At 46.1% G+C, this 25,216-nt stretch carries 19 protein-coding genes; 6 read left to right on the top strand and 13 right to left on the bottom strand.

Annotated features, from left to right (window positions below; genetic code table 11):
• Nucleotides 1-19: 19 nt before the first annotated feature.
• The 8 genes from NIES2104_RS05165 to NIES2104_RS05130 form a co-directional block, all read right to left on the bottom strand.
• Entirely contained in the window at nt 20-2,758 is a 2,739-nt protein-coding gene (locus NIES2104_RS05165) for a cyclic nucleotide-binding domain-containing protein (RefSeq protein ID WP_058996394.1), read from the bottom strand.
• A gap of 21 nt (nt 2,759-2,779) precedes the next feature.
• Nucleotides 2,780-3,655 carry an SMP-30/gluconolactonase/LRE family protein gene (locus NIES2104_RS05160; RefSeq protein ID WP_058996392.1) on the bottom strand — a complete coding sequence of 292 codons (876 nt, stop codon included), beginning with the start codon at nt 3,653-3,655 and terminating at the stop codon, nt 2,780-2,782.
• 4 nt (nt 3,656-3,659) lie between these two features.
• Nucleotides 3,660-6,419 carry a glucosidase gene (locus NIES2104_RS05155; protein ID WP_058996390.1) on the bottom strand — a complete coding sequence of 920 codons (2,760 nt, stop codon included), beginning with the start codon at nt 6,417-6,419 and terminating at the stop codon, nt 3,660-3,662.
• A 97-nt stretch (nt 6,420-6,516) separates the two neighbouring features.
• Complete coding sequence (locus NIES2104_RS05150) at nt 6,517-7,413, bottom strand: YihY/virulence factor BrkB family protein (RefSeq protein ID WP_058996388.1); 897 nt, start codon at nt 7,411-7,413, stop codon at nt 6,517-6,519.
• Between the two features lie 45 nt (nt 7,414-7,458).
• Nucleotides 7,459-8,016 carry an HdeD family acid-resistance protein gene (locus NIES2104_RS05145; protein ID WP_058996386.1) on the bottom strand — a complete coding sequence of 186 codons (558 nt, stop codon included), beginning with the start codon at nt 8,014-8,016 and terminating at the stop codon, nt 7,459-7,461.
• Between the two features lie 165 nt (nt 8,017-8,181).
• Complete coding sequence (locus NIES2104_RS05140; RefSeq protein WP_058996384.1) at nt 8,182-9,411, bottom strand: hypothetical protein; 1,230 nt, start codon at nt 9,409-9,411, stop codon at nt 8,182-8,184.
• A gap of 63 nt (nt 9,412-9,474) precedes the next feature.
• Nucleotides 9,475-10,995 (bottom strand): carotenoid oxygenase family protein, encoded by a 1,521-nt coding sequence (locus NIES2104_RS05135; RefSeq protein ID WP_058996382.1) that lies wholly within the window; start codon nt 10,993-10,995, stop codon nt 9,475-9,477.
• 52 nt (nt 10,996-11,047) lie between these two features.
• Nucleotides 11,048-12,469, bottom strand: a complete 1,422-nt coding sequence (locus NIES2104_RS05130; RefSeq protein WP_059001572.1) for a folate/biopterin family MFS transporter — start codon at nt 12,467-12,469, stop codon at nt 11,048-11,050.
• 222 nt (nt 12,470-12,691) lie between these two features.
• Between NIES2104_RS05130 and NIES2104_RS05125 the strand changes: the two genes are divergently transcribed.
• Together NIES2104_RS05125 and NIES2104_RS05120 are read left to right on the top strand one after the other, a co-directional pair.
• The gene (locus NIES2104_RS05125; protein WP_058996381.1) at nt 12,692-12,871 is read left to right on the top strand and encodes a chlorophyll a/b-binding protein; all 180 of its coding nucleotides are present in this window, start codon (nt 12,692-12,694) and stop codon (nt 12,869-12,871) included.
• A gap of 141 nt (nt 12,872-13,012) precedes the next feature.
• Nucleotides 13,013-14,203 carry a M28 family peptidase gene (locus tag NIES2104_RS05120; protein ID WP_058996379.1) on the top strand — a complete coding sequence of 397 codons (1,191 nt, stop codon included), beginning with the start codon at nt 13,013-13,015 and terminating at the stop codon, nt 14,201-14,203.
• A 19-nt stretch (nt 14,204-14,222) separates the two neighbouring features.
• Here NIES2104_RS05120 and NIES2104_RS05115 read toward each other — a convergent pair whose 3' ends face one another.
• Nucleotides 14,223-14,711, bottom strand: coding sequence for a crossover junction endodeoxyribonuclease RuvC (locus NIES2104_RS05115; protein WP_058996376.1), 489 nt, complete (start codon nt 14,709-14,711; stop codon nt 14,223-14,225).
• A 51-nt stretch (nt 14,712-14,762) separates the two neighbouring features.
• Here NIES2104_RS05115 and nth point away from each other — a divergent pair, with 51 nt between their 5' ends.
• The 3 genes from nth to NIES2104_RS05100 all read left to right on the top strand — a co-directional run bounded on the left by nth (nt 14,763) and on the right by NIES2104_RS05100 (nt 18,225).
• On the top strand, nt 14,763-15,419 hold the full coding sequence (gene nth / locus NIES2104_RS05110; protein WP_058996374.1) for an endonuclease III: 657 nt from the start codon (nt 14,763-14,765) through the stop codon (nt 15,417-15,419).
• A 355-nt stretch (nt 15,420-15,774) separates the two neighbouring features.
• The gene (locus NIES2104_RS05105; protein WP_059001571.1) at nt 15,775-16,518 is read left to right on the top strand and encodes a hypothetical protein; all 744 of its coding nucleotides are present in this window, start codon (nt 15,775-15,777) and stop codon (nt 16,516-16,518) included.
• 141 nt (nt 16,519-16,659) lie between these two features.
• The gene (locus NIES2104_RS05100) at nt 16,660-18,225 is read left to right on the top strand and encodes an NAD(P)-binding domain-containing protein (protein WP_058996372.1); all 1,566 of its coding nucleotides are present in this window, start codon (nt 16,660-16,662) and stop codon (nt 18,223-18,225) included.
• Between the two features lie 243 nt (nt 18,226-18,468).
• On the opposite strand, the gene NIES2104_RS05095 is transcribed toward NIES2104_RS05100, so the two are convergent.
• The 4 genes from NIES2104_RS05095 to NIES2104_RS05080 all read right to left on the bottom strand — a co-directional run bounded on the left by NIES2104_RS05095 (nt 18,469) and on the right by NIES2104_RS05080 (nt 24,045).
• The gene (locus NIES2104_RS05095) at nt 18,469-19,170 is read right to left on the bottom strand and encodes a response regulator transcription factor (RefSeq protein WP_058996370.1); all 702 of its coding nucleotides are present in this window, start codon (nt 19,168-19,170) and stop codon (nt 18,469-18,471) included.
• 274 nt (nt 19,171-19,444) lie between these two features.
• Complete coding sequence (gene cobN / locus NIES2104_RS05090) at nt 19,445-23,152, bottom strand: cobaltochelatase subunit CobN (RefSeq protein WP_058996368.1); 3,708 nt, start codon at nt 23,150-23,152, stop codon at nt 19,445-19,447.
• Nucleotides 23,153-23,214: 62 nt separating this feature from the next.
• Nucleotides 23,215-23,631, bottom strand: a complete 417-nt coding sequence (locus tag NIES2104_RS05085) for a type II toxin-antitoxin system VapC family toxin (RefSeq protein ID WP_058996367.1) — start codon at nt 23,629-23,631, stop codon at nt 23,215-23,217.
• Nucleotides 23,632-23,637: 6 nt separating this feature from the next.
• Complete coding sequence (locus NIES2104_RS05080) at nt 23,638-24,045, bottom strand: hypothetical protein (protein ID WP_072218027.1); 408 nt, start codon at nt 24,043-24,045, stop codon at nt 23,638-23,640.
• 118 nt (nt 24,046-24,163) lie between these two features.
• On the opposite strand from NIES2104_RS05080, the gene NIES2104_RS05075 reads away from it, so the two are divergent.
• The gene (locus NIES2104_RS05075; RefSeq protein WP_058996365.1) at nt 24,164-25,195 is read left to right on the top strand and encodes a WG repeat-containing protein; all 1,032 of its coding nucleotides are present in this window, start codon (nt 24,164-24,166) and stop codon (nt 25,193-25,195) included.
• Nucleotides 25,196-25,216 lie beyond the last annotated feature (21 nt).

Raw genomic sequence — 25,216 nt, 5'->3', positions numbered from 1 at the left:
ATTTTGGGTGTGCGATCGCTTAAACCTGTCCAGCTTTCACCAATCGTTGAAGTTGGCGGCTTTCTAGTTCCAGAATTCGGCGGGCAAAATTGCGATCGCTGTCCAGCAAGTCGTCCAAAGCATCGACCGGAATCGCAATAATTCGAGTCGTTTTACTGGCAGCTACGATCGTATTTTCCGAATTGCTGTGAGTTAACACTTCTAATTCATCTAACATCTGTCCAGGATGAAGCTGCTCGGTGCGGGTTCCATTCCCAGATTGATATTGAATATTCGCATCACCTTCGATTAGCAGTAACAATTCTCGGCAAGTATCACCCGCTTCGGTGATCGTGTCGTCTGTTTTGTACGTTCTGACCGTTGCTCGATCGCCTAACGCCATGAGTGTATCGGTGTGAATGCGATCGAAGAAATCACTATTAAATAGATGCACAAACTTTTCTAGCTTTGGAAGCTGGGAAAGAGATGGAGAGGACGGCAAAGCCAACAATTGTTTTGCGGTGTCCTGAACGAAAGGCGGATCAGTCTCGCGAATTTGCACTCGATCGGGATGCAGTTGAGCAATTAGAAAGAGTGCAGCAGCATGAACGAGAGGATTATAGTGATCTAACAGGAGTTCTAAATAACTCACAACGTCCTGTGTCGGAAGCTGTACAGAGCTTCGTGGCTTTCCAGGTTGAGCAAGCAACTGAGCCACTTCGGGACGCAGATTTTTCCAGGATTCGCGCTTGAGAACTGCTGTAACAACTTCGGGAGAAAGCTGCTTCAACGATTGAGCAACCGACATCGGATTTTGCAGGGTTGATAAAAGATCGAGTAGCGATCGCACAATCAATTCCTGCTTGCGTTCGACGCTGGTATGCAGAACTTTAAGAACAGCAGCGTGTTCCTGTAGTTCTGGATAATCTAAAGCTTGATCGCACTCCACCCATTGCCGCAATCGAGCCAGTAACTCTTCTGCTTTCTGAGCGTTGCTGACATCTGGAGCTAATCCAGACGAAATCCATGCCTCTTCTTGCGGTGTGATTGAGTACTCGCACCGTAATGCTTGAATTGATGCCAGATCAGGCTGGCTCTGTTGTAGACGCATTAAGCGTTCTAGTGATTTCTGATAGCCGCTAAGACGAATCTGATTTTCGAGTGACCATTTGCGATCGGGGTTCAACAGTTCTGGATCTTCGACTCCCAATTCTTCTAAAACTTCTCGGTGTTCATCGTCGGAAATTCCAAGCTCCTGACGCATTTGCTGTAGAACTTCTAAGCTGCTCGAATAGTTCACATAACCTTCAGCCAATGCTTCTTGTACTACGCCTTTATAGGCTTCATGTCGTTGTTCGCGACCAAAGCCCGGAAGCACTTTCGCCAGAACATACACTTCGTTTGTATTGAGATCATCGAGCGATCGACCATCCAGATACTGTGAAACATTCAAATCGAGCTTTTCTAGCTGTTTGCGGAATCGGCTTGCTAAATTCTCACGCGAATACAGATCCGGACTGCGTCGCCAAGTTTTTTGGAGCCACAGCGTACTGAGAAAAACCAGCGCAACATCAAACAGAGTTTGCACCCAAATCGGTAACAATCCAATTAAAGGACGACCTGCAAAGAAGAAAAAGAAATTGAAAACGCTGAACGTGCAAATTGCAAAAATACGATGGCGAATGATATCAGGATGAAGTTTAGAACGTTTTTGTAAACGGGATTTGGTGCCTTGCTCGATGAATTTTCCAGCGTAATAGCCGATCGCTGTAAATCCACCCAGCACCAACGGAACTGCAAATAGCTTGGGAATGTTAATCGCCTGCCCAAATAGATACAATCCCGGACTCATCAACGCTGCAAGCTGATTTGGGTCGCGATTCCAAATCCCAGAAAAGTAATAGTTCCAGTTTCCAGCATAGAGATAGTAATACAGGAAATAGCCAACGACTAAACCAACATAACCGTATCGAATTAATGTTTCTTCGGGTTTGTTCAAGCCATCCCAGTACGTCCGCTCAGAATCAATATCAATACAAGGACTCTGACAAGCGACACAAGCACTTTGCTCATTCCCATCAGGCTGAACGGTTCGACACATCGACTGAGTAATGCGGCTATCACTCATATGTGCCTTAGTGCCAACTAACCCTCTCGGCTCACTAAAAATTGTTTGCACCGGAGCCATTGGACAAAAGTACTGACACCAAGATTTGCCGCCGTAGTAGTAACCGACTGCGATCGCTGCCAAAATCGTAAATACTAGCCAACCACCCAGGACTAAGCGATCGGCATTAAAAAACAAAATTCGCCCACACAACCCAACAAACAACCAGCCAAACTGCACATACGGATAGTTCCGTCCTAACCAAGAATCCGCTTTAACCTTCGCGAGTTCGTATCGAACCTTACCTGTCTTTTTGTTTTCGTGCTTGAACTGCCGTTGTCGTCCTAAACCGCGTGGAATCTGAGACAGAAACGATAATGGACAAATGCGCCGCCAGAGTTCATGTCCGAAGACTAAGAGGATGAAAATTCCAGACGGTACGATCGCGCCCCAAAACAAGGTTGCACCTAATGGGTAAGGCTGCTGTGGTAGACATTGACCTTGAACTTTGACACATTCGTCCGTAATCCGTAATGGACTCCAAGGGTGATTGGGTTCAGTTAATGCAGCAGACCAAGGATCATAGAACAAAGAAGCAATGACCAGTAGCCACCCAATGGTGAGTATCCAGCGAACTCCATTCATTTGACGCTCTGATACGCTTGGCAGCATAAACACCTCTTTTGGAAATGGCTATTCTATTATTGCTGAACTAAGCGCATGACTCGGAATTCCTTGAGCATTTGTTGATAGACGAAATAAATCCCCTGCATTGAATCCTTGCTGAATTTCTTTCTGGCTCAATCCAACCGAAGCTGAAGTAATGTACAGATCTGATAGGTTTGAGCCTCCAAACGTCACACTGGTTGGACGCTGTACCGGGAGGTTGATACGATCGAGTTCTTTTCCAGCAGCGTCAAAACAAGCAACGCACCACCCATTCCAAAGCGCTGTCCAAATGTTGCCTTGAGTATCGATCGATAATCCATCCGGTTCAACCGCTTCACTAGACAAATCTATCAGCGTCCGCCGATTTTGAATGGTTCCTGTTTCAGCATTGAAATCATAAGCATAAATTTTGTGAGGAGCCGAATCGGTTAGATAGAACGTCGATCGATCGGGACTCCAGCCTAATCCATTCGAGATGGTTAGCTCAGTTTCCATCACTCGAATCGAGCCATCTGGATCATAACGATAGAGTTCTGCCTGTTTCGCCGTTTCGCTCACGGTTCCAATCCAGAAACGCCCTTGAGCATCACACTTACCATCATTACAGCGTGTGTTCGGATAAGGAAAATTAAACTGATAGAACGCAGTCACTTCACCCGATTCAACATTGAGATAAGCCAATCGATCGCGTAATGCCAGCAGTAATCGATCGCGATCGACAATCGCGATCGCGCTAACAATATCACCGACATCAAAGAACCGATCCTGCCCGGTTGCTGGATCAAATTGATGCACCCGATGATTGTAAGCATCGACCCAGAACAATTGTTGTCGATCGACATTCCACAAAGGACACTCTCCCAGACGGGCACGAGCATCAAAAACGATTTGAACGGTCATGATTTTAGATCACAGATTGCAAAGTTTCTTCGGACTGATATCTAGAAAGTTCTCCAGGTGTAACCGTCTCTAGCACCGTTTCTGGGGTGAAATATCCGAGTGCTTGAATAACACGAGCAATGCAGCCTGTCCATCCGGTTTGATGACTTGCTCCAATCCCTGCACCATTGTCACCATGGAAGTATTCATAGAACAGAATCAAATCTTTCCAGTGGGGATCGGTTTGGAACTTCTCAGCACTGCCATAGACCGGACGACGACCCGACGAATCTTTGGCGAAGATACGAACTAAACGTTCGCTCAGTTCTTTTGTCACCTCAAAAAGATTGAGATAGTTGCCTGAACCCGTTGGACATTCCACGGTAAAGCTATCACCGTAGTAGCTATAAACTTGAAGCAGCGATCGTAGTAACAAAAAATTCACAGGCATCCATACCGGACCGCGCCAGTTCGAGTTACCACCGAACATCCCCGAAGTCGAATCTCCCGGAACATAGCTCACTTTGAATTCTTGCCCTTGATGGTAGAAGATGTAAGGATTGTCTTGATGATAGCGAGACAGCGATCGAACCCCGTAGTCGCTCAAAAACTCAGATTCATCAAGCATTTTTTCCAAAATTCGCCGCAGTTTGTTCTCATTCAAAATCGAGAGCATCAAGCGATTTCGTTCACCCAACTGAGTCGGAAGGTGAATGTTCTGAGTCAGTTCAGGATTTTGCAGCATAAACTTTTGGGCAGCTTCTTTAAACCGTGGAAGTCTCGCAAAAGCTTCACTCGGAAAAACTGCGATCGCCATTAATGACAACAATCCAACCATCGATCGCACTTTTAGGCGGGTAGAGTCTCCATTGGGGAAGTGCAAAACATCATAGAAAAAGCCATCTTCCTCGTCCCAAAGTTCGTCTTTGTTGTCTCCAATGCGATCCATTGCGCCCGCGATCCACATCGTATGTTCAAAGAATTTAGTTGCAAAATCTTCGTACAAAGGATCATGTAGAGCAAGCTCGATCGCGATCTGAAACATTCGCTGACTGAAAAATGCCATCCATGCCGTTCCATCTGCTTGATCGAGATAGCCTCCGGTTGGTAAAGGCGCGCTGCGATCGAACACGCCAATGTTATCAAGTCCGAGAAAGCCACCTTGGAAGATATTGTTACCGCCTTCATCCTTGCGATTCACCCACCAAGTGAAGTTAATCAATAGCTTAGAGAAAGCATATTTAAGAAAATCGATATCGCCTTTGCCGTTGTTTCTTTCGCGATCGCGCACATAAATTTCCCAAGTTGCGAACGCATGAACCGGAGGATTAACATCACTAAAGTTCCATTCGTAAGCAGGAATCTGACCATTCGGATGTAGATAATCTTCCCGCAGCATTAACATCAATTGATCTTTCGCAAAGCAGGGATCAACCAAACTAATCGGAATCACATGAAACGCTAGATCCCAGGCAGCATACCAGGGATATTCCCACTTATCGGGCATTGAGACAACATCATCATTGCACATGTGGAACCATTCATTATTCCGCACATGTTTCCGCTCATGAACGACTGTCCAAGGTGTGATTCCACGCTCTCTCAGCCATTGATCCACATCATAGAAAAAGTATTGTTTCGTCCACATCATGCCCGCGAGAGCTTGCCGCATCACATTTGCTCGATCGGGATCTGCTAAAACCGCTGGTGGAATCACTGTACTGTAGAAGTCATCTGCTTCTTGCAGCCGAGTGGCGAAAGTCTGCTCAAAGCTATCACCAAACGGATCACCTACTTCATCTGGAGCGCGTTTTGTTAGTCGGAGTTGAATGACCTTTGTTTCTCCCGCTCCAACGGTGATTTCATAGTGTGGCGAAACTTTTGTCCCTGTTCCAGCATGGTTAATCGCAGCCTTGTCACCCTGCACAATGTATTGATTGATGCCATCTTTGACATAAGGATGCTCATTTGTGGAATTGAACAATCGCTGATTATTCGTTTCATTCTCGGTGAATAACAGCGGCACAACACCATCACAATAGAAGTAGTAATCTTGAACGTATTGATCCAGCAATGTATCTGTGATGTGAGCATGAACAACACTGTTTCCAGTGCCCTCAAGCTTCGTTAGAGTCGGTTTCGCACCCCCATCTGCCCAAGACCAAGTATTCCGAAACCAGACGGTTGGTAGCACATGAATCGGAGCCGCTTCAGATCCACGATTCGCAATGCTGATTTTGATTAAAACATCTTCAGCATCTGCTTTCGCGTATTCGACGAACACATCAAAATAGCGATCGTCATCAAAAATCCCGGTATCTAATAGCTCGTACTCTAATTCATAGCGATTCCGCTGAGCGTTCGTTTTTACCAAATCTTCGTAAGGATATGCGGCTTGGGGATACTTATAGAGATACTTCATGTACGAATGAGTTGGCGTACTGTCAAGGTAGAAATAGTACTCTTTGACATCTTCGCCGTGGTTGCCCTCGCTATTAGTCAATCCAAACAATCGCTCTTTTAAGATGGGATCATTGCCGTTCCAGAGTGCCAGAGCAAAACAGAGTAAGTTGTGATTGTCAGTAATGCCCGCTAACCCATCTTCACCCCAGCGGTAGGCTCTCGATCGAGCATGGTCATGAGGAAAATAGCTCCACGCATTGCCATCAGAACTATAGTCTTCTCGCACAGTTCCCCATTGACGTTCGCTAAGATATGGACCCCATTTGTACCAGTCTACTTTCTTCGTCTGGGCATCTTCTAACCGTTGATTCTCGATCGTCATACAACTACCCCTGAATGGCGTTGAATTTGCACTGATATGAATTTATCGGATTTAATTCAGGAGGCGGAATGTCTTAAGAAAGTTTGCTCTTTTCCAATCATTGACGACTGCCGAATAAATGAGCATAAGTATAGGTAAACACACATCCAAATAGAAAAATCTGACCAGTGAGAAAAATCCACAGCAGCAAAATCATCACGCTCCCCACCACGCCATAAGAGAGAAAGTGGCTGCCAATTGAGATTACACTATTACTCACCAACTGTTGCAATCCCACCAGTAAACCAGCCGTTAGCAATGCTCCCAGCCAAACATCATTCCAACTCACTCGAATCGTGGGCAGAGTCTTAAATAGAATGCAGAGCGTAATCGACAAGATGAAAAAAGCCGAACCTGCTTGAAGTCCTCGATCGAGTTTTAATTGATCAATCCGAAGCAACGGAAACGCTTCAACAAGCTGGACAACCGCTCGAATTACAATGTTAGTCGCAAGAGCAGCAACGAGAACTAACCCGGTTCCAAGAACTAGAACGAATGAGAATAAGCGATTGGCGATAAAGAAGAAAATGAGCTTGGGGATCGATCGATTCGGAGGCGCTTCTTCTGGTGATCGCCAAATTTTGTTTACCGAATGTCTCAAGATTGCAAACACCGAACTCGCAGCCCACATCAGAAGGCTAAATCCAATGATTCCAGCCCCGACACTATTTTGATTGAGCGCAATCACGGTCGATTCGATCAGATCATGCACTTCGGGCGGTAGAAATTGTTCGACTGCGGTTTGGATTTGTTGAAACTCTGCTGAACCCGGACGAATCCACGCACCGAGTACACTCAGCAACACCAAGAGCATTGGAAACAAGGAAAACAGCGCAAAGTACGATAAAGAAGCTGCCATTCCTGGACAATCATCTTTATCCCACTTCATTCCAGTTTGAATGAGTAACTGTGCGGGTTTTGAGGGCAAAATTCTCGATCGAAGATAGTTCAGCATCGTTCAGAACATCAGGGCGATGTCTGGATCATAGCTGCAAATATCTCAAGATCCCGCAGCGCGTCGAGCCACGAGAGCCGCCGTCAGTAAAGAACTCCCCGTCATTAGCAAACTAATGCCCGCATAAAGTCCAATCAACCAAATCGCACTGTAAGGAAATCGATTCAGCACCATGATCCCCAAAATTAAGGTGATAATTCCATTGAGTGCAACAAACCAAGACATTCGATGCCCCGATCGATGCACAAACGCCATGATGATCGTGTAGATTCCTTCGACGATAAACAAGATCCCAAAAGCGAACGTGAGCGCTAAGACTGCATCACGGAGATTAAACAGAATGTAGACTCCTGCGATCGCATAAAGCACTCCAGTAATCAAGTTCAGCCAAAATCCGCGCACAGGTCTCGATTGAAACGACTGTACAATCATGACAGCACCACTAATAAGCGTGATCCACCCAATCACTGAGGTAAAGAACGCTGAAGCGATTCCTGGTAGCAGAATTGCAAGAATTCCAAGCACAATGAGAGCAATGCTGAGTGCAATAATCCAGTTGGTTGACTTCCGCACATCAACATCAGGTGGCAAATTTACATTCATATCGACTTCACCGTTTGATTGAAGGGCACAGACTACCGGGTTTCGTTCAAAATGGCTCAGCGTACTAACACATTGTTCTATAGCTTAAAGTAAGAACGAGGAAAACTCATCAGTCTAGAGATTTCTACATGTTCTGAAATAATTTGAGCGATTTGTGAATCAAGGCTAGTTAAGTTCTTCAACCACGATCGAGACAAGTTTCTTCGCGGCTCCAGGTTCTCCTCGAACTTGTCTGAGTCGATCGCGCATTTGTTCAAGCTTTTCAGGATGATCCAGATAGTCGATCGCTAATTTAGCAACCTCTTCTGCTTCTAACTCTCCAAGCAACTCCGGAACAATCATTTCTTTCGCCCAGATGTTGGGCCAAGCCAACAATCCTAATCGTTTGAGCATTGCACCATTGATCACTTTTGCAATTCTAGAACCCACTCCCGGAAGGTTCACAAGCAAGCCAGGTAAGCCATCCCAAGCCCGCATTGCGTCAAGTTGCTGAGTCGGTAATAAAACAATCATCGGAACGGCTAACGATCCGAGTTCTGCGGTGTTGGCTCCAACCGTGGTTAAACATAATCGACATTGAGACAGCAATTCATAAACCGGAACTCGCTCGGTTTTAGATTGCCAAAGCTCGATCGATAGTCCATTCTGCGTCTCCAAATACGGTCGATCGCCCTCGACTAATTTGGCGGAAACATTGCCCATCAACGGCAGAATCGAGTTTTGTGCTGGATCAGCGTACTTTGCTAAACTCTGTAAATCTAAAGTCGGTGCGACTGGAATCACAAAGCGAGTTTGAGGACGATCGCGCTTGATGTGTTCCGCGATCGCCAATGTTAACGGCACGCCTTGAGTTAACTTTGCAGGCTTTGATCCGGGAAGCAATCCGATCAATTCTTCTGATGAATGTTCAGATTGTTGGGTTTGCACTTCTGCCATCAAATCCCCCACCACCGTCATTTTGTGCTTAAACGGTTCTGGAGCACGATCGACAATCTGCGATCGCATCACACCAAAGCGATCAATCCATCGGTGCCATCTCGCGTCCCACTCCGCATAAATCACAGTGCAATATCCCAACCGTTTGCCAATCACCACCGGAAAGAACTGATCACCACCCAGGAAGATCACCACTCCTCGATCGTGCCAGTTCCAATTCTCCGCCGTTTTTCCCCAAAGCAAAAATGAGAAAAAATGATCGGCGGATTGAACGCGATCGACCTCTGGATAGCTCCGAGCAATTTCTGCCTCTTGTCCACTCGCATTTGGACAGGGAGATAAAACGACCGAAATTCGCGGCTCTGAACCGAGTTGCGCTCTCAGTTCTCGCACGATCGGCTTGACCCAAGTCGCCAATTCTCCCGGAGCATTCGACAAGATCAGAATATCAACAGCCATAGAAAAACCGAGAATGATACTTCTGATTATCGTTGACGAAGCTCCAGTGAAAAAGAGCGAACTTTATTCAAAGTAATGGGGCGTGAATGTTCCGTGTAAACCGTAAGGAATGTGATGCTTCAGATGAAGCGTTGCAACCACGCTTAGATCCTTCGCATCGACGATCACAATATCAGAGCGATCGCGTTCTGTATTAAACACCGTTGCAATCAACCAGCCATCATCTTCATCCCCGCTCAGTTCTGTGTACAGTCCCGATTCTGAAGCCTTCCCACGCGGCACGAACACAGGTTCGCTCACATATCCGCTCGGTGCAAAACTCCGAATCTGACGCGCTCCCGTTTCCACATCGATCTTGAGAATCGCCTGGTGTGGAGCATTTCCAGTTTCTAAGTGAGCCGCCGCAAGATAAACGTATTGGTGTTGTCGTCCTGCTTTCGCTGGATGAATAAAAGGAAACTCACAGCACCGCTCTTCGAGCAATTCTCGATCGATGGTTCCCGTTTCTAAATTCATCCGAAATCGCCACAGTTGACCTGGCGAAAGGGCATCAAACTCTGTTTCTCGATAATCTGCTCCAGGTTCAACCGAAGGCAGGTTCGTGTAAGCGACAGAATCAATCACAATATTGCCATCTTGCTCGAACGCATTCGCATGATGGAAGACAAAGCCTGAAGGGGTTTCGAGAACTTGAGGTTTCGCTTTAATCGCTGGATCACGCGGAATGATTAGAACTTTTGTCGGTTGAGCAGGTTGGAACTTGATACATTCGCCTGCCGATCGTAGTCCAAACAAAAAGGGCAATGGATTAAACTTGACCGGATTCTGGAAGAAAATACAGTAGTTCGGTGTGATGGCGAAGTCGTGAATAAACGCGAATCCAGGAACCGGATAATCATGCTGGCGAATGATGTTGCCATCAAGATCGAGTTCGTAAATTGCGATCGTAAAAGACAAGCCAGCCTTGATCGAGAAATTGACCAAACAAGGCTTTCCATCATCGAATTTACTAGCGGGATCAATCCAAGGATGTGCCGCAAACGGTGCACCTTTTCCTAACTTGCCATCAAAGTACTCTAAGCCAAGCGTTTCTAAAGTCTTTGGGTCAAGGCGATGCGGTTCAGCCGCTTCCCACAGCGCGAGTAGCTTTCCGCCCCAGTAAATCACCTGTGTGTTTGCAATATTCTTAGTCCGAACATCAAAAGCGTTCCCTGACCAGCCTCCAGACTTCTGAGTCCCGAACACGCCGCGATAGAGGATTTTCCCCGCTTTTTGTTCTGCTAAATAACCTTCAGTTTTAACAAACCGATTGCGATAGTGAGCGCGTCCGTTGTGAAATGCGATCGCGCTAATCATCCCATCCCCATCAAACGGATGCTGATACCGCTCTCCATTGACCTCAAACTGTCCCGGACCATTTCTAAACAGCGTCCCGTTCAATTCACCAGGAATCTCACCTTCAATCTCATCAATCCAGTAATCGTATTCTTCATGGAGCGATCGATATCCCCGCTGCCATTCTTGAGTGTTATACGATCGAGTTGGCACTGTCACCGCATGTTCAAAAAGCTGAAACCCTTGCATTTCCTACCCGTACCTTTTCTTTATTTTCTAAAAATCCCTTCTCATCAACCTCTCACTCACCCGCCGTTTCCTTTCCCGCACTGACCGATACCAAGTTCGGCATAAAAGCCTGCCCGATCGGTTTCGCCGGATCAGCCTCCAACGCCGAGTGAGCCTCTGTACTCGGACTCGTCGCATCCGCCGCAGGCAACCATCCCAACAACGGCAAAGGTAACAACGTACTCAAATTCGCAATCAGCACCAAAATCCAGAGATTATCGAAATTCGTATCGGTCACGCCTAACCAATGGGTTAACAACGCTCCAAACTCATACGACACTAGCCCTGATAGGTTCACAACTGACATTAACAAAGCGAATAGAGTGGCTTCCACTCCCGGTGGGCAGAGTCTTGCTGCTAAAACCAACACAGGCATAAACGCAATCTGTCCCATCACCGTCAGAATCAGACTATCGCCCAAACTAAACCAGCGATCGTCAATTCCCAATGCCCGATTCGTATGCGTGACCAACAACAGCATCGAAAGTCCCAACACCGCTGAAATCACCGTAGACCAGCCGAAAATGACTCGAAACGGTACAGCTTTCAAAAATCGCTGAAATACCCAGACTCCAACGACCGAAGCAAGACTTGTCACCAGTCGCACTCGTCCTAAAAATTCCGGCTCAAATCCCAACTCATTCGTTGAGAAGTAAAAAAATGAAGATTCTGCACTCGGAGTCGCTTGCCACAAAAACAAAAACGCCGTTGGCAACCAAATCGATTTTTGCGTCACCGCTTGTTTAAGCTGTTTTAACTGCTCCCCGACGATCGACCAATTCGCTTTCTCAGTGACAGGCGATTCTGCAATCAGCCAAGCAACACAAGACACAATCAACGGAAACGTTGCGGTAATCAAGAAAATTGTGCGGGTGTCAAAGTGCTGAAGCAGCGCTCCGCTGAAATATGCCGTGATCAATCCGCCGACTGCCGCCGCGCCCCAAGTCAAGGACTGAAGCGATCCCGCCCCGCTGACCGATTCTCCTCGCGCCCGCTCAACCACGAGCGAATCCACGATTACATCTGCGATCGCGGTCGAAAGCGATCCGAGTGAAATCGCCAGCGTTGCCGCCCAAGCCGAATGCACGACTGTTGCTAAAAGCACCCAAGCGATCGCGCCCAAAAAACCCGATAACACTAGATACGGACGACGACGATATCCAAAAATCGGCAATCCGTCGGAGATAAACCCAAACAGCGGTTTAATCATCCACGGCAGCGCCACAACTCCCAAAAGCGCGGACACCTCAGCCGGATTGAGATGCAGGTCATCCTTGAGAAAGAAACTCACCGCTAGTCGCGCCAAACCGAGAATCCCCTGCACAAAGTAGACCAAGAGGATTGCAATCAATTCAGCCGATGGCTCGTGACCGAAGAAAAGCTTTTCGACGATCGAGTCTTTGAGTTTGCGGAAGCCAGTGTCAGAAACAATCATTGATGATTCTTTACAATAATCAATCGCTTTCATCATATCGCTATATCCAGAAGCGGGGGACTTTCTAACGATGAAAGTTGATCATTTGTTGAAACATCTCACCGAATCTCAGTCGGAAGAATAAGCGTTATGTATCAATGCTTACGATTCGCTTAATCCTTTGACACTTTTCGTTACATTCGTTAATATATTTTGTAGCTAATGCGTTTCTGAGTACTAACCATGCAAGACACACAAAAAATGACTGCAACGGCGATCGAAGATCGTAACGCTTGGAAGTTTGGCTTCACTCCGCAAGCTGAACTGTGGAATGGTCGGTTTGCGATGCTCGGCTTTGTCGCTGCTTTGGCTACGGAATACTTGACGGGTGGTGGAACGCTTCACTTCCTGGGTCTGATGTAATGTTTTTCCTCTAAATTCTGGTCAACCTTGAAAGCTAGTCTAGCGGGTATCTCTTTGCTGAGGTACCCGATTTTTTGTGGCTCAATTCAGGTAAAAGTTCCGTCGTTTAAGCTGGAAAAGTCCTCACCTCCTGAAAATCCCATGTTTTTTCGGTTTCGTCGCTCTCGAATCTGGCTTGGAATGACGATCGCTTTCCTAATCGCAACGTTAACCCATTCCCTTTTTGCCGCTGATCCCCTCTTCGCAGATGTACAAGCCCTCGTCAATCTAGGTCCCAGAGTCGCCGGAACTCCGATCGCTGAACGCGCCAGCGAATATTTGATTGATCAATATCGCAAGCTGGGCTATCAAGTAGAAGTTCAGACGTTTACTTATCCGAAATTTTTCGATGGCGGCTCAACTGTCTCGATCGATGGAAAAACGATCAATGCTTGGGCAATGGTGCGATCTGTTCCAGGAACGCCTTCTGGGAAACTGGTCGCCGTTCCGAACTATGGCAAGCCTGAAGACTTCAAAGCTGTGGATGTGAAAAATCACATTGCGATCGTTCAACGGGGCGGTATTCAATTCATTCAGAAGATCGAAAATGCAGCGGCGGCAGGTGCGATTGGGATTCTGATCGTGAACAATCAACCGGGAAACGTTCGCGGAATGTTGCTGAGAGCTTCTCCGATTCCAGCCGCGTCACTGTCTCAAGAAGTTGGAACACCGTTACTAGAGCAAGCCCAAAAAACGAATGCACAAGCGACCTTAACCGTGAAAGCTCAACCGAATGCTCTAGGGCGAAATGTGATTGCTCATTTACCGAATGTCACGCAGCCGAAATTAATCATTGGCGGGCATTTTGACTCAGTTGAAAATTCTCCAGGTGCGAATGATAACGCTTCGGGAACTGCGGTTGTACTAGGCATTGCTCGATCGCTGTCGAAATCACCAGAAGCAAATCAAATCTGGTTTATGGCGTTCGATGGTGAGGAAGATGGCTTGAAAGGATCGGAAGCATTTGTCGATCGAGCGACTCCCCAATTTCTCTCAGGATTGAAAGCGATGTTGAACTTCGACATGGTTGGTGTAAACGATCGATTACTGCTCGATGGCTCAGGAACAATGAGCGCGATCGCGCAATCCGTTTCAGGTAATGTTCAATCTAGCCGATTTGGTGGCAGTGATCATGCCTCTTTTCGATCGAAGAATGTTTCAACTTTGTTCTTTTTCCGGGGCAAAGACCCGAACTATCATTCACCGGGCGATAAAGTGGTTGAACCGCGCTTGTTGAAAGAAACACAAGACACAGCACTCAAGATCATTCAAACAACTCTTGCTTCAAAATAGATTGCAAATCCTGAAAGAGTTACTTGACGTTCGCTCGTGCACCGGATTGAGCCGCAAACGCGATCGCTAATCCATCTGCCGCGTCATCGGGCTTCGGTGGCGCATCTAGTCCAAAAATCATCATCACCGCTTGCTGAATTTCGGACTTTTGCGCTCCGTACTTTGCAACGGAAGCTTTCACCTGTGATTGATGGAGAAAGATTGGCTCAGATAAACCACACTCACCCAAAGCCAGTTCGATCACGCCCAAAGCTCTCAGAACTTTGTTTGCGCTCGTCATTTCGCGACTAAAGAAAGGCATTTCTAGCGCAACGACATCGGGCTTGAGAATCTGACAGAGTTCGCAAATATCATCGTGAATTTGCTTTAGGCGATCGTAGATTGAGGACTTTGCCGGAGTCACAATTACGCCATAGTCCAAGACATGATCATCTTGAATTGCACCATATCCGATGGTGGCGATCGCAGGATCGATGCCTAAAATCACTTTTCCTTGTAACGTTAGCATTTGAATTGCCTTTCACTTTAGATTTTCATAATACACTCGAACTATCAGAATATGGAAAAACTGCCGTTTGATGTCGATGCTGTGTTCGATCGCGTTCGTGATGCGGTCAGCACTTTACCAAAAGCTGCGATGTTTGAACTCTATGAAGATGGTTATACTTCGCTGTTTGAACAATTGATTAGCTGTTTAATTTCGGTGAGAACCTACGACGAAGTGAGCTTACCTGTGTCGCGTCGATTGTTTGAGCAAGCTCGAACACCAGAGGGGATCGCGCAACTCACCCCCGCACAGATTGAAACATTGATTCGTGACTGTACCTATCCAGAGCAAAAGGCGCAACAGATTCATACGATCGCGAATCAAATCTTGATGAACTATGCAGGAGAGCTACCAGCCGATGAAGCAGTGTTAATGAGCTTCAAAGGAATTGGTGTGAAATGTGCTCATCTCGCTTTGGGAGTTGCTTGCCAACAGCCTTATATCAGCGTGGATACTCATGTGCATCGGATTACGAATCGATGGGGATATGTCGAGACGAAAACACCGGAAAAAACAACGATCGCACTAGAAGCAAAACTTCCGCAGCAGTACTGGATCGAGATTAATCAATTGTTAGTGCCTTTTGGAAAACATATCTGTACAGGAAAGCGTCCTCATTGTTCACAATGTCCTGTGTTGAATTGGTGCCAACAGAAAATGGATCAGTAGCGCAATTCACGGGTATTTATTAATGCAATAAATGTTTATCATATTCAGAATTAACTAGGCTTGACAAATATTAGAACCTTCTGGAACAATGCGGATGTAAGTTTCAGTCATTCCTCAATTACCGATTTTGAATGGCTGAGAATCCCTAACGTTTTCTTGTCAAGATATTGTGAACAATCGCGAATTTGCGTATTCAGAAATTCTTCCGACTTAGCCTGTCAATTAATTCACATTTTGACTTTCTTAATACTTTTTTCCTTGCAGATTGCCCACGACTTCAGTGACAATCTTTGGCTTATTCGCGCAACTGTACAATAGCCTGATTTATGATTTGCAATTCTTGAGGAGTGCTGAAATGAAAGAAATCCTCGACCTGATTGAGAAGCGTAAACAAGAATTTTCTGAGTTGCCGCTATTTCAATTTTTACAGGATAAAAGCGTTGATCCACGAAGTAGACTCGCCTGGATTCCTTGTGCAGTACCGATGGTGATGGCGTTTGGAGAGTTGAATCGCTCCGATTTACGCAAAGAACCCTCAAACGACAGAATTCAGCAATTGATCAATCGTCGCACTTATGAAGATGATCATCACTGGGTTTGGTTCCTGGAAGATTTGGAAAAGTTAGGGCTAAATCAGCGATTGACTTTTGTGGATGCAATGCAGTTTTTTTGGGGTGATGCGACTCGGAAAACGCGGCAAGTGTGTCATCAAATTGCGCTCTATAGTTTTAGAGCAGAACCGATCGTGGTTTTAGCGGGAATGGAAGCGATCGAAGCAACGGGCTATGTTGCATTCTCACAAACTTCAGAAGTGATTCGAGAACTGCAACAATTAACGCATCAAGAGTATCGTTATTTTGGCGGTTATCACTTTGGAATTGAGACAGAACACACCACTGAAGCAGACGATGGTGAAGTGGATTTAGAAAGTCTTGAACTTACGAATGACCAGCTTAAAAATGCGATCGAGCTTGTCGAATTAGTGTTTAGCGTTTTCACAGATTCTGTGAATGAAATGATGGATTATCTCAAGTCGCATTCAAGCGAAAATCCATTTGCGGCTTCTCACCTCGGTCAAGTTCCCGCTATGGCGGCGTAAGTTTTTTGAAAAGTGCGATCGACATCAATTTTTAGATTGCAGAACTGCGATCGATTTTGCGATGCACTTTGAATCAATTTCGATCGAGAAACTTACTTAGATTTCTCGATTTGTACATTTACTTTGAAAGCTTTAACAGAAATGACAATGCAAGCTGAATACGACTATCTGATCATTGGAGCAGGTCCCGCTGGTCTGCAATTAGGCTACTTTTTGCAGCAAGCAAATCACAGCTATCTCATCCTAGAGGCAGGAGAATCAGCAGCAACTTTCTTCAAACAGTATCCACGGCGCAGAAGATTGATTTCGATCAACAAGGTTTACACCGGATACGACGATCCAGAAATTAACCTGCGATGGGATTGGAACTCGTTGCTAAGTGATGATGAACAATTGCTGTTCAAAAACTATAGTCAGAAGTACTTTCCGGCAACCGATGATCTGGTGAGATACCTTAATGATTTTGCCGATCGACATCAGCTTAATGTGCAGTACAACGCTAGAGTTGCAAGAGTCTCGAAAGACGATCAATTCACGGTCACTGATGAAGCAGGTCGCACCTATTCATCGGCTCGATTGATCGTCGCAACAGGTGTTTCTAAGCCTTATTTTCCTGCAATTCCTGGGATTGAACTCGCAGATAATTACACCGAAGTTTCGCTCGACCCGCAGGATTATGTCAATCAGCGCGTTCTTGTCCTCGGTAAGGGTAATTCTGCATTTGAAACTGCTGACTTGCTCATCGAAACCGCAGCCGTCATTCATGTTGCAAGTCCTCATCCGATCACCTTGGCATGGAAAACGCACTTTGTCGGACATCTCCGCGCACTGAACAATAACTTCTTAGATACTTATCAACTCAAGTGCCAGAATGCTGTCTTAGACGCAACAGTTGAAAGAATTCAACGCCGACCTGATGGTAAATACATTGTTTCCGTCAGCTACACTCATGCGAGTGGTGAACAAGAAGATCTGATCTACGATCGCGTAATCGCTTGCACCGGGTTCCAGTTTGATACCTCGATTTTCGATGAGAACTGTCGCCCGAAGACTGTGATCTACGATCGCTTTCCGCAGCAAACTTCAGAATGGGAATCGGTCAACGTCCCAGACCTGTATTTTGCTGGAACATTGATGCAGATGCGGGACTTCAAAAAGACTAGTTCCGGCTTTATTCATGGCTTCCGGTACAATCTGAAAGCACTGCATCGCATCTTTGAATGCAAGTACCACGGTAAGGTTTGGAAGCACGAACCGATTGAGCCAACCTCGGAAGCAATGCTTGAAGCGACCGTCAAACGGATTAATCAAAGCTCAGCATTGTGGCAGCAATTTGGATTTCTATGTGATTTGATCACCGTTTCTGGTCAATCAGCTCACTACTACGAGGAAGTACCGATCGATTATCTACATGATGGGCGGCTTGGAACGTTCGATCGACATTATGTGATTACGCTTGAATTCGGTCATGTTGGGGGCGATCCGTTCAACGTCGAGCGCAATCCGCATCCGAGTCACGCGCAGCAAAGTACATTCCTACATCCGATCGTGCGGGAATACCAGGGAACGGAATTGATTCGAGAGTTGCATTTGCTTGAAGATCTCGATGCAGAATGGTTTAAGCAGGAAGCGCATATTCAGCCGTTGCTTGAATTTTTCCAGCAGGCGGAATCGATCGAGCCTGTCTCGATGTTGGTTTCGGCTTAGGTTCTAAAGTGTGTCTGGGTTGATCTGCTCAAAAAATCATTAGAGAATGTTTGAGCAGTTCTCGTTGCTACCCTAGCCCGCCCTGAAATAGAATTTCGGGCTAATCGGCGTAAGTCCATTAGAAATGGACTAAGAACTTGAACCTAGTTCCAAGTCTACTTCAGTAGACTTTCGTCGATTAGCCCGAAATTCATTTCAGGGCGGGAGCGCAACGTAGCGAAGGAACTATCTATACACATCTCTTCAGAGCGGAATCCGAACTTTCAACTTACCTCTCAGCAAATTAATCTTAGAAGGATTGAGATATTCTTGCAGACCCGAAACTTCGTTTAACAGCGAAGTACTCCGAGCACATTCTTCTTCCAAAATCGCAATGTATCGATCGAAGTCTTTTTGCGATAAGTTCTGCTTCAGCATGTAGGTTGCGATCGTAATGTTCGACACCGGATGCCGCAAGCCTTGAGAAAGCTTTTCTAGCAGAACACTATTCATTTCCGCCAGTTCTTGACTAGTTTGCAGTTGTTTCTCGATCGATTGTGCTTCTTGTGCCTGAGCTTCGTATTGTTTGGATAAGCGATCGTATTTACTTAAGCAGCTTTGTACTGCACCCAGCAATTCTTCCTGGGTAAAAGGTTTCGTGAGATAGTCATCGGCTCCTAATTCCATGCCGTGACGAACATCGGATCGATCCGATCGTCCAGTGAGAAAGATAAAAGGAATTGTGGCTGTTTCTGTTTGTTGACGTAGTTCGCTGAGAACGCTATAGCCGTCTAGTTCTGGCATCACCACATCACAGATCACCAGATTTGGCAGAGCTTCTTTTGCTAACTGTAATCCAGTCACACTGCTACTCGTGGTTAATGTTTCGTAGCTCTGTAACTCCAGAATTTCTCCAATATTTTCTAAAATTTCTGGATCGTCTTCGATTACTAAAACACTACTCATCGACTACCCCAAGGTGAAGCTACACAACTAAAACAAAGCAAGCTAAAACTGGCGATCTTCATCGCGTCTAAACCGTTGCAGATTGCTTTCGTAGATCGACACCCCTAAGATGCAAAAATGAGCCACTAAATTTTCTCTAGAAGACTCGTCTTTGATACAGTACATCTTACATAAGAATTCGATCGATTTCCGTATGATTCAGTAGGAACTTTAAAGATCGTTTGAAGAAATTGAGCGCAAATACGGAGATTAACGATCGAGTTCTACGTCTTTTCTAGGAGATGTGTCCCTCGATCACGCCCTCCGCTTCTAAAACGATCGACCTTAATTGCTCTAGCGTGGATGGGTCTGCCTGCCTCCAAAATCCCCGCTGATCCGCTTCAAGCAATCGTTCTGCCATGTCGCGCAGTGCCCAAGGATTTTTAGAGCGAATAAAGTCTTGTACCGCACCATCGAATAAATACGCTTCAGCAACACCCTGATACATATAGTTTTCAACACATTGAGCCGTTGCATCATAAGCGAATAAAAAATCGATCGTGGCTGCCATCTCAAACGCGCCTTTATATCCGTGTCGCATGGCTCCCGCGATCCATTTCGGATTCACCACCCGCGATCGATAGACTCGTGCAATTTGTTGTTTGAGCGATCGTACTTTCGGATTTTCGGGCAATGAATGATCCCCGAAGTAGGTTGTCGGGTTTTTGCCTTGTGTCGATCGTACTGCTGCCGTGAGTCCACCTTGAAACTGGTAATAGTCATCAGAATCAAGTAGATCATGTTCTTGATTGTCCTGATTTTGCAAAACGATTTGCATTTCATTGAGTCGATTTTGAAAAGCTTCTGGAGCAGATTGAGCAACCCCCGAACTACTGTAAGCGTAACTACTCCAGTTAATGTAAGCACGAGCGAGATCAGCATCGGTTTCCCAATTCTGAGATTCGATCAAACCTTGAAGTCCAGCCCCATAAGCACCGGGTTTTGAGCCAAAAATGCGATGACGCGATCGACGACTTGCAATCTCCGCATCTAGCCCCGAATCGATCCAAGTCTGTGTTTCTTGTTTCACCTGAGTTGCAAGCGGATTTTGCTCAGTTGGTTCATTCAATTCTGCGATCGCTGCTACAGCTTGATCAAATAAATCAATCAAATTGGGAAAGGCATCCCGGAAAAATCCTGAGATTCTCAGTGTGACATCGACACGTGGACGACCTAACACAAATAAAGGCAGGATTTCAAAATCGACCACACGCCGAGAAATTCCATCCCAAACAGGCTGAACTCCCAAGAGTGCCAAAGCTTCCGCGAGATCATCTCCACCTGTCCGCATGGTCGAAGTTCCCCAAATCGATAACCCGATCGTGCGGGGATATTCACCGTTTTCTTGGGTGTAACGTTCGACGATCGCTTCTGCGGCTTTGCGTCCAACTTGCCACGCGCTTTCAGTGGGAATCGATCGAATATCTACCGAATAAAAGTTTCGTCCAGTCGGCAATACTTCTGGTCTTCCGCGAGTTGGTGCACCCGATGGCGCAGCGGGAACATACCCACCATTCAAGCCATGTAGCAGAAAATCAATTTCTTGATGTGTATTCTGTAAGGCTGGAAGTAAAAAGCTGTGAATCCAGTTCAATTCAGCAGTGTAGACGCGGTTCTGAGGAATGTCACCTTGAATTAATCGATCGACTAAACCAGCAGCTTCCGTTTCAACTGCTGCGATCGCATCTCCAACTGTTCTAAATTGATCGTTCGCTGATTCAGCGGGATCAGCAGTGAGCGGATCAAAATCTAAGTTCCAATCTTCCGCGATCGCTCTTGTGAGTCCAATTCGATTCGGTTGGGGATGACGTGCGATCGCCACAATCAAATCGCGTAATTGTCTTCCATCTGGACATTGCCCAAAGATATGTAATCCATCTCGAATCTGTGCTTCTTTCAGTTCACAAAGATAGCGATCAGTATTTGTAATCAATTCTAAGATCGAATCTGAATCACTAGGAAGCTCAGCTTTGAGATTGTCCTTTTCAACTAAATCAAGAATGCGATCGCGAACGACATTCAATCGAGACGGATCAAGATTCTGTGCTTCATAGTATTCGTCAATCAACGCCTCTAATTTCTGCAATCCGCCGTAAAGTTCTGCACGAGTCATCGGCGGTGTCAGATGGTCGAGAATTACAGCTTGAGCGCGTCGTTTTGCTTGAGAACCTTCACCTGGATCATTAACGATAAACGGGTAGAAATGCGGTAAAGCTGCGATCGCAATCTCAGGAAAACACGTTTCCGACAAAGCAACACTTTTTCCGGGTAACCATTCGAGATTGCCATGCTTGCCAACGTGCACGATCGCTTGAGCATCAAACACTTCCCTCACCCAGTAATAGAACGCTAAATAGTCGTGAGTTGGTTCTAAATCTGGTGCGTGATAGTTCAAAGATGGATCGCGATCGTACCCTCGTGCAGGTTGAATTCCAACAAACACATTGCCCAATTGAATCCCAGGAATTGAAAAAGACTCTGTTGGAGATCCCCACCGATCGATCACCGATCGCTGAACAGGTAGCGTTTCAAAATACGTTTCATACTCTGATAACGGCAGCGATTGATTCACATTGCGTAATTCTTTTGCCTCTGGATCGTTTGTAATTCCTTCTGTCAATTTGAAAACTAATTCATCTCCAGTCTCAGGAATATTTTCAACGGTATACCCTTCGCGTTGTAGTGCTTTGAGAATTTCGATACAGCTTGCAGGCGTATCGAGTCCCACTCCATTCGCTAACCGACCATCACGCGAAGGATAATTTGCCAGAATCAGCGCAATTTTACGATCGCGAATTTCACTCCGTCGCAACTCCACCCAATTCCGCGTCAACTCTGCGACAAACTGAACGCGATCGCTCACCGCTTGATAAGTTACCACCTCAGTTTGCAACGCTGGATGTTTCGCCTGAACTGCTTTAAAGGAAATCGATCGACTAATAATTCGCCCATCGATCTCTGGCAATGCAACATTAATCGCTGTATCTCGTGGTGAAAGTCCTCTCAATTGTTCCTGCCATTGTTCGACTGTTCCACCGCTTAGAATCACCTGCAAAATCGGAATGTCTAACGCCTGCCACAATTCAGGCGCACTCGAATCGATCGTCATACCAAACGGAATCGCCGACCCTAGAGAAAAACTGGTCGTATTCAACAGAACATCAATCTGCGCCTGATCCTTTGGCTGAAAATAGTTCAACAACTCACTCTGCACATCGGGATCACGCAGCGACGAAACAAACACCGGAACTGGACAAAGATTACGATCGCACAATGCCTGACATAGTTCATCAATCACCGCAGTATTGCCCGACAGATAATGAGCGCGATAGAACAGAATTCCTACCTTCCGCGCACTACAGCGTATTCCTGCTCGATAGCTACAGTGCTCGCCCGATCGATACAATCCGACTCGCGGCACGACTTGAGGATCAGCAACCTCACATTCAACCCCAAGATACGTCTTCGCTAAAAACTGAACAGCATTGCGATAGTTCTCAACTCCACCTTCATTGAAATACCGCCAAACTCGATCGACCTGAGCAAACGGAACCGTCGAATGGCTCATCAAATCCAAATCCGGTCGATCGTCCCCCGGCAGCACAATCAAAATCGCACCAGACTGCTCTACCGTTTCGCGCACCACTTCCAAACCATAAGACCAATACGATCGACCGCCAATAATCCGCAGCACAATCACCTTCGCTGCTTCTAGGACTTCTTCTGCATAAGTATCGATCGTGAGTTGCTGCTGAAGCTGAAGTAAGTTCACGCCACGCACTTCTGGAAAATCATCGGGCAGTTGAGCGAGTGAACTAGAGAGCGTCTGTATATCAGTATCCGCCGCCGTGATCATAACGATCGGTGCAGGAGTTTGCTCAACAAACACAACGCCTTCGAGATCAGGAGTCCAACCTCCAGGAGTCGCAGCAATTCGGTGCATAAACGCTTCAAACCGTGAGAGTGCAAGTCCCTAATCTATCGCGAATCTAATGAGCAGTTTGACTAAATTGACCAATCGACAAGTTTTAATCCTGGAACCTGCCCAAAATCGCGCTGATTTCGAGTGACTACCGTAGCATCCTGAGAAAGTGCGATCGCGGCAATTCTCATATCTCTCTGTAAACGCGCTTTTCGTAGTGGAGGATTTTGCTGTAAGAGAAATCTAAAACATTCATCGGCATCTTGGTCAAAGCTCAAAATCCCAGTCTGCTTGAGATACTCAGTCAGTTTTGTTACATAGCTATACAATGTAACAAAATCGGCGGTCGGTTTTGCTTGGTTAATGAGTGGAATCCAGCCGTTAAAAACTTCTTGAACTGTAATCACAGTTGTACAAGCTTCAGCATGCTGCTCGACTTGCTGTTTAAGGCGCACATCTCCCCGCAGAATCAGCGAAACGTGATCGGTATCCAAGATCACATCGAGTCATGAATCTTGGGGCTTAGTATAAGCTGAATCAACTTGTTTAGCCGCTGGTTTAAGGGTTACTGGCAGTTTATTCAGTACCTTGGGCATGTAGTAGGCTGGATCAATTTCCTCATCACCCAAAGCCTCTCGCTCAGCTTGAATAATCTCAACGACTTCGTCGAAGTAGGGATCGTCCTGAAAAATTCCGAAAAGCTTTTGCCACGGGTTCTCAACCGTTGGCGAAACGGGAACTGGCAAGCGTAAAGATAGAACTTCTACATCTTTGACTTGATCAAGCAAAACATTTTTCAAGGCATTGATCGCACTTTCCCGCGACTCTGCTTCTACTCGATAAGCAGGCATCTCCAAGGCAGATGCTTCAAACTGTCCTGATTCTAGCGATTTAACTAATACTGTTAGATCCATTTGCGTAATTTACGATAGTGCTTTTAGTTTAACGGCGATCGATTACTTGTATCTAATCTTAGTGTTGCGATTTCTATTCCTCGTTAAACTAAGCGTATTCGTTTTTCACACTACGGTTATGTTTCGCCTCCTTTTGCTTGCGGCGCTTAGTCTAACAACCGTCGGAGCTTGTGCGGCTCCTCAGAAAGTTGCGATCGAACAACGCGCCATCGCCCTCACTCCGACCGAATTCGCGATCGAGAATCAATTCGATAGTGCTTCCGATTTTGCTGAAGGGGCTGCATTAGTCCAATTCGGTCGAGAGTTTCGCTACATCGATCATTCAGGACGGCTGACCGTCACACCCAAAATGGAGCTAGAAGCTTACGCGCCATTTTCTGAAGGACTCGCGATCGTGCGGCTCGATGGACTGTTCGGATATCTGAACCGACAGGGAGACTTCGCGATCGAGCCGCGATACGAACAAGTTTCCAGATTCCAAGAAGGACTCGCAGCGATTCGAGTGAATCAACGCTACGGATTTATCAAACCGACTGGAGAGGTTGTGATCCCGCCAAAATTCACCCTGACATCGGGATTTTCACAGGGATTTGCAGCAGTCAAACTCGGTGAAAAATATGGCTACATTGATCAAACTGGCAGAATGATCATTGAGCCAAAATTCGAGGATGCTTGGCGGTTTTCAGCCGGACTTGCACCAGCGCGAATCGGGAAGAAATGGGGCTATATCAATCAAAGTGGACAGTTTGTGACTCAACCCCAATTTGATGGAGCATTTAATCTAGCGGATTCAATGGCGCGAGTTCGAGTAGGCAAACAATGGGGATATATCGATTCGAGTGGAAAAATTGCGATCGCACCTCAATTTTCCTTTGCCTCTGATTTTTCTAACGGATTAGCGTTAGTTGAAAGCAATCAAAAATGGGGCTATATCGATAAATCTGGTAAGTTTGTAGTCCAGCCAAAATATGAATTTGCTGGAGACTTTTCAGATGGACTAGCACCCGTGAAAATGGGTGACAAATGGGGCTTTATTGATACCACTGGAAAAATTGCGATCGCGCCTCAATTCGAGGAGGTTGGCTCGTTTCGAGAAGGGTTAGCCCGCGTTAAATTGAATCAAAAATGGGGCTATATCCGCAAGCCCTAATAAGATCTGCCAGTAGATCAA

This window comes from Leptolyngbya sp. NIES-2104 (assembly GCF_001485215.1).
In the GTDB taxonomy this organism is placed as follows: Bacteria; Cyanobacteriota; Cyanobacteriia; order Leptolyngbyales; family Leptolyngbyaceae; genus Leptolyngbya.
This window is presented reverse-complemented; position numbering and strand designations above follow the sequence as displayed.